We start from the raw sequence: 4822 nt of genomic DNA on the forward strand, positions 1-4822 counted from the left end.
GGTGTCGATGGTATCGAGTATCCGTGCGATATACTTTTCCAATCAACCGCCTTATAACTTGCAAATGAACGTGAAGTTGACTATTCCGGTGAGTTCGTTCAAACGATTGATGCTAAATATAAATTAATTAGAATTAGTAGTTAGAATTGACATAGATTAGCATAGCAACAGCCGACTTACCAAAGGTATATACTAACAGCCCTTTGGTAAGTCTGACTTTAGACGCTCTTTGAATTTCTGTTTTTTCATTCAGCCAATTGAAAAATGATTTAATAGGTTGCCTAAGTTTAGAAACAGCCATTGAAAATAAGCCTCTTGCCGTTTTTTTTCTCTTTGTCAGATAACTTTCGGTTCAACTTTAATTTTCTTATGTGGAGTAAGCATCATGGAAGAAAGAGACATCGCTGTAAATCTTATCTCTCAGAAGGGGCTTCCCTTTCAGGTAGAGGGCATACTCGTTTTTGAATATGGTCAGGTCGTTTTCTAAAGTAGGCATTATTACCAGTAATTTGGGAAAAGGTATGGTGCTTTACTTGCGCGGGTCTACTATGTGCAGTTTCAAGCCATGATGGTATATGTTCTTGGTTAGGTTATATCCTCTGGAAGTTATCTTCGCTACAACTTTTCTTTCTCGTTTAACCCTTGCAGGTAATAATTGGTATGGATTCCACAATGGGAAGTAGCGATTCTCAGTCTTGAGGCGATTGTATCATAATGCTTATTAATACTTTAAATGAAAATGCGGGAAAGACTTGTAGACATCACAGATATACATATAAAAATTAACGAGTTGTTAAAGAAAAAGTAATATCAAGATTACTCGTTTTTATTCAGCCGGGGTACCTCTTTTGCGCGTGAAGGGAGTGTATACCCCGGCTTTTTCGTGGATATATATAAAATCTATCGGGATGGTCATTTCATGAAACCTAACACTTGATAATCATGGAAAACAGATACATCCCGGGGACGGGAAACACGTCTGCGACAGAGAATGCTGTCGCGGAGATAGTAGATTTCAAAAAAGACCGGCTCTTCGTTTGGAATAAAGATTCTTATGACCGGGTTTTTCACGCGGAAATCCTTTGGTTGGAAGCCAGTCGTAATTATTGTTGCATGCACTTGAAGGATCGCCCGAAAATTCTTGTCGGGCACCCGCTGTTAACCCTCGAAAAAGGTCTTCCGGCGGGACTGTTCACGCGAGTGCATCGCGGTTACATGGTAAACTTGGAGCACGTGGAACGTGTACGGGGGAACACGATTTATGTCGGCAAACAGGAAATCCCGTTAGGACAACCCTACCGGGAGGGCTTTCTCGCCCGTTTCCATTTTTTAGGAAGCGTGAAGGGCTTGCACAAGTAGAGAGGAACACGCTCGAATAAAATTATTTATAAACCGTTTCGTGGAATGGCTGTTCCGGTTTGGCTGTTCGGTCAGTTGAACGGGACGGGGGATCAGTGGATCGGGCGTATGGGATAAATTAGTTGCGCGTGGTGTGTGGGCATACTATTTTTGTCGTGTAATCAAAAATTAAACGATATGGAATTATTATTTGACAGGACTAAAGAACAAGAGAGGGGCCCGGGGAGAACAAGGCGAAGAGGAGGCGGGGAAAGGGCGAGAACAAGCTACAACTCCGGCACAACTCCAACACGGGTATTGTACACCATCTTGCCGGATAAGCGTGGCACGGTCGTTATCGTGATCGTGTATCCTTGGCCGGGCTTTATCTCTTCCCGTCCGCTTTTTGCACGTGGCGGGAATCAAGTAAAAACAATTTATTCACTTAAAAATGCAGGATGATGGCAGAAATAAGCAGTATTTTCAAGATTAAAGGGCGAATCGGTAACACGATTTTTTGCGGACGGAACGGCAAGTATTACGCCCGAGCGGTACCGGCATCGGTGAGCAACCCGAACACGGAGAAACAACAGGCGGTTCGTGATCGCTTCCGGGTGGCGGTTCGTTTTTACCAGCGTTTGAAAGAAACACCCCTGGAAGAGGTTTGGCGTCGTTCCGGCAAGAACGCTAAACTCACTGGGTTCGCCCTGTTCATGAGGGAGAACCTGAAAATGTTCGATCACCGGGGTAAAATTGTCGATTATGACGGTTTGCGCCTTGCAACGGGAAACCGGGACGGGGTGTACGACTTGTCGGCTTCCGTGGACGACGGGAACCGGGTAACCCTTCGCTGGGCGGGTGCCGACGATAGTGCATACTTGGATCAGAATGATCGCTTGATGGTTGTTTTGTTGCGAGGCGATCGCGCGTTCTCGCCGGAAGTGGTAGAGGAAGTGCAAGTCACGCGAGGAGAGGGAATGGCCGTGTTCCCGCTATACCGGGTGAAAGATGTGCCGGTGCACGTGTATTGTTTTTTCGTGTCACCGTCGTTTTCAGCTTTCTCTAACTCTCAACACGTGGTGGTATGAGCGAGGGAAGAAAACCCGTGGCGGGGATCGTCAACTCGGTCGGGGAGGTGATCGACCGCTTGATGCTTCCCGCCCGGGAGAAAAAGAAGCTGGAAACAGATATCCTGCGGGTGATCGCCGAATGCGAGCGACAGCGTTTGGAGTCGAGTGCTGCCGTGGTCGGGGAGGAAGCCCGGGGAAACTGGCTGCAACGCTCGTGGCGCCCGCTCGTGATGTTGATATTTGCCGTGATTATTCTTGTCGGGACGTTCACCAGCTTGCCAATTCTGGCGGAAACCTCCCGTTTCTGGGATTTGCTGGAAATCGGGCTGGGCGGGTACGTGGTGGGTAGAAGCGGGGAGAAAATCATAGAGGCTGTCACGCGAAAACGATGTTAATTTTAGATTTTTAAATGTATAAACATGATGATTTTTAATTCTCAAATTTCAATCGTCAACCATCGGTTGACGGGGAACGGTGTGGTTCACTTGCAATGCGCTAAAAACACGCGCAAGTTGGTTGGTCCGGATATGATTGTTTTGCACTATACCGGGGGAACGAGCCCGATGTCATCGGCTCTTTTCTTGACCAGACCGGACGTGGCCGCTTCGGCACATCTGGTGATCGGGCGGGAAGGGGAACTGGTTCAACTCGTGCCGTTTAATATAGAGGCGTGGCACGCGGGGAGAAGCTGGTACGCGGGACGTGCCGAGTTGAATCATTATTCAATCGGTATCGAATTGGATAACCTTGGAAAACTTCGCGTGGAAGGGAACACGTTCGTGGCGGAGTGCGGGCGGAAAGTGAAGCCGGAAGATGTACATGCCGATTGCTCGGGAGAGGAATTGACATACTGGCATCGTTACACGAGTGTACAGGTGAGAACGTTGGTCGAGGTGTGCAAGTTACTGGAATCCAATTACCCGATCCGGGACGTGGTAGGGCACTCGGACATCACGAACCGGAAAATAGACCCGGGACCGGCGCTGGAATTCGCCTTGGGGGAAGCATTTTAGATTTATGATTCATGTATTTTGTGATCAAGTGATTTCATTTTCAATTTTCAACTTTTAATTTTCAATTATTATGGCAGAATTTAATTCTTATTTGTTAGGTAAAGCGAGAAAATCAGTAGGTAACATCACGTTGTGTTACACGAGAAGTAAAAACATCGCCAAAGCGAAGGTGTTTTCAAGGAAAGATAACCCGACGCCGGAGATTCTTGACCAACGGGCGAGAATGAAAGCGTTGGTATCCTTGTCCCGGAAGATTATACCCGTGATCCGGAAAGGATTCGTGGGAATCGGTAACGGAACGACCTCGAACGCCTTCGTGGCGCGAAACATGGGGGCGGTAAACGTGGACGAGAAACACGTGGGAACGGTAGAACTCGACCTGTTGAAGCTGGCCGCGGGGATACTTTACCCTCCCAAGGTCACGGTCGCGTACAGCACGGGTAGCCAGAAGTACACGTTCGAGCAAGAGATGCAAGGAGAGGAAGATGGATTCGCATTGCAGGATGACAGGGTTTACGGGGTACTTTACGAAACGGTACTGGGGCGCGCGAGATTGGTGACCTTGCGGGACCGTGGCGAAAGTGGTAGCACGAGTTACGCGTTACCGGAGGACTGGAACAACGAAAACGTGAAGGCGTATTGCTTCGCCACGTCGAAAAACGGGCGACAAGCATCAGATAGTAGAGTCTTGACGATAGGGGAATCCTAATTTGTTTCGTTTTGCTATGCCAAGAGGGGGATCGGTCAAGTAGGCCGGTTCCCTATTTTTAATAGGGATTGATGAAATATTTTAGGTTATCTACTTTAGATTATCTAAAATAGATAGTCTAAAATGGATAGTGAAAAGATATTTTCATTCTTTTGTCAAAAATGAAATCGATATGAAAAGGAGTGAAGAATCCATTTTACTCGCGTGTTGGCTGAAGCTATTTTATTGAAATTTCCTGAAAAGACAAGTATCGGGAATACTTTGAGACTTGGGATGGCGTGTGGTGTTGTTTTTAAATATTTGTTTTCTAGCGTCTTGTAAAAAAGTTTAAAAAAAGAGGGTAAAAAATTTGGAAAAGGGGATTTTATGCTGTTATCTTTGCACCCGCTAAACCGGAAGGGGGGGTGAGTGAAGAGAGAGGTTGGCGAAGTTCTTTAGATGTTGTAGAGATGAAGCGAGGGGGGGTAAAAGTTAGTTGTAACGACACCCCGCGAAAAAAAAAGTTTGAAAAAACTTTGAAAAAGATTTGGAAGGGAAGGGAAAAAGTTTTATCTTTGCAGCCGCTTTCGTCTCGAGAAAAGGGCGAGGGTGAAGACGAGAGAGAGAGAAGAGTTCTTTAAAATATTGACGTGAACAAAACAACGTAGCGAGCGTGAATCGAAGAACGACGAGAGTCGTGATTCATGAAACAC

7 protein-coding genes are annotated in these 4822 nt (G+C 46.5%); 6 read left to right on the plus strand and 1 reads right to left on the minus strand.

Annotated elements, in window-relative coordinates; translation table 11 throughout:
* Positions 1-367: 367 nt before the first annotated feature.
* Entirely contained in the window at positions 368-496 is a 129-nt protein-coding gene (locus Q5866_RS20740; RefSeq protein ID WP_292268051.1) for a hypothetical protein, read from the minus strand.
* A gap of 446 nt (positions 497-942) precedes the next feature.
* Here Q5866_RS20740 and Q5866_RS20745 point away from each other — a divergent pair, with 446 nt between their 5' ends.
* From Q5866_RS20745 to Q5866_RS20770, 6 genes are all read left to right on the plus strand, one after another.
* Positions 943-1359 carry a LytTR family DNA-binding domain-containing protein gene (locus tag Q5866_RS20745; RefSeq protein WP_292268052.1) on the plus strand — a complete coding sequence of 139 codons (417 nt, stop codon included), beginning with the start codon at positions 943-945 and terminating at the stop codon, positions 1357-1359.
* A 177-nt stretch (positions 1360-1536) separates the two neighbouring features.
* Positions 1537-1800, plus strand: a complete 264-nt coding sequence (locus Q5866_RS20750; RefSeq protein WP_292268053.1) for a hypothetical protein — start codon at positions 1537-1539, stop codon at positions 1798-1800.
* Positions 1797-2426 carry a DUF6266 family protein gene (locus Q5866_RS20755; RefSeq protein ID WP_303182287.1) on the plus strand — a complete coding sequence of 210 codons (630 nt, stop codon included), beginning with the start codon at positions 1797-1799 and terminating at the stop codon, positions 2424-2426. Before Q5866_RS20750 ends, Q5866_RS20755 begins: the two co-directional genes overlap by 4 nt.
* Positions 2423-2803 carry a 3TM-type holin gene (locus tag Q5866_RS20760; RefSeq protein ID WP_292268056.1) on the plus strand — a complete coding sequence of 127 codons (381 nt, stop codon included), beginning with the start codon at positions 2423-2425 and terminating at the stop codon, positions 2801-2803. The genes Q5866_RS20755 and Q5866_RS20760 overlap by 4 nt, the downstream gene beginning before the upstream one ends.
* 24 nt (positions 2804-2827) lie before the next feature.
* Positions 2828-3421 carry an N-acetylmuramoyl-L-alanine amidase gene (locus Q5866_RS20765; RefSeq protein WP_255469361.1) on the plus strand — a complete coding sequence of 198 codons (594 nt, stop codon included), beginning with the start codon at positions 2828-2830 and terminating at the stop codon, positions 3419-3421.
* A gap of 70 nt (positions 3422-3491) precedes the next feature.
* On the plus strand, positions 3492-4130 hold the full coding sequence (locus tag Q5866_RS20770; protein WP_303182290.1) for a hypothetical protein: 639 nt from the start codon (positions 3492-3494) through the stop codon (positions 4128-4130).
* The last annotated feature ends 692 nt before the right edge of the window (positions 4131-4822 follow it).

Source organism: uncultured Butyricimonas sp., from assembly GCF_959596855.1.
Lineage (GTDB): Bacteria > Bacteroidota > Bacteroidia > Bacteroidales > Marinifilaceae > Butyricimonas > Butyricimonas muris.

What these genes read in the sequence shown, in the direction of transcription:
- Q5866_RS20740 (WP_292268051.1), bottom strand. Translation starts at nt 496, where the DNA reads ATGCCTACTTTAGAAAACGACCTGACCATATTCAAAAACGAGTATGCC.
- Q5866_RS20745 (WP_292268052.1), top strand. Translation starts at nt 943, where the DNA reads ATGGAAAACAGATACATCCCGGGGACGGGAAACACGTCTGCGACAGAG.
- Q5866_RS20750 (WP_292268053.1), top strand. Translation starts at nt 1,537, where the DNA reads ATGGAATTATTATTTGACAGGACTAAAGAACAAGAGAGGGGCCCGGGG.
- Q5866_RS20755 (WP_303182287.1), top strand. Translation starts at nt 1,797, where the DNA reads ATGATGGCAGAAATAAGCAGTATTTTCAAGATTAAAGGGCGAATCGGT.
- Q5866_RS20760 (WP_292268056.1), top strand. Translation starts at nt 2,423, where the DNA reads ATGAGCGAGGGAAGAAAACCCGTGGCGGGGATCGTCAACTCGGTCGGG.
- Q5866_RS20765 (WP_255469361.1), top strand. Translation starts at nt 2,828, where the DNA reads ATGATGATTTTTAATTCTCAAATTTCAATCGTCAACCATCGGTTGACG.
- Q5866_RS20770 (WP_303182290.1), top strand. Translation starts at nt 3,492, where the DNA reads ATGGCAGAATTTAATTCTTATTTGTTAGGTAAAGCGAGAAAATCAGTA.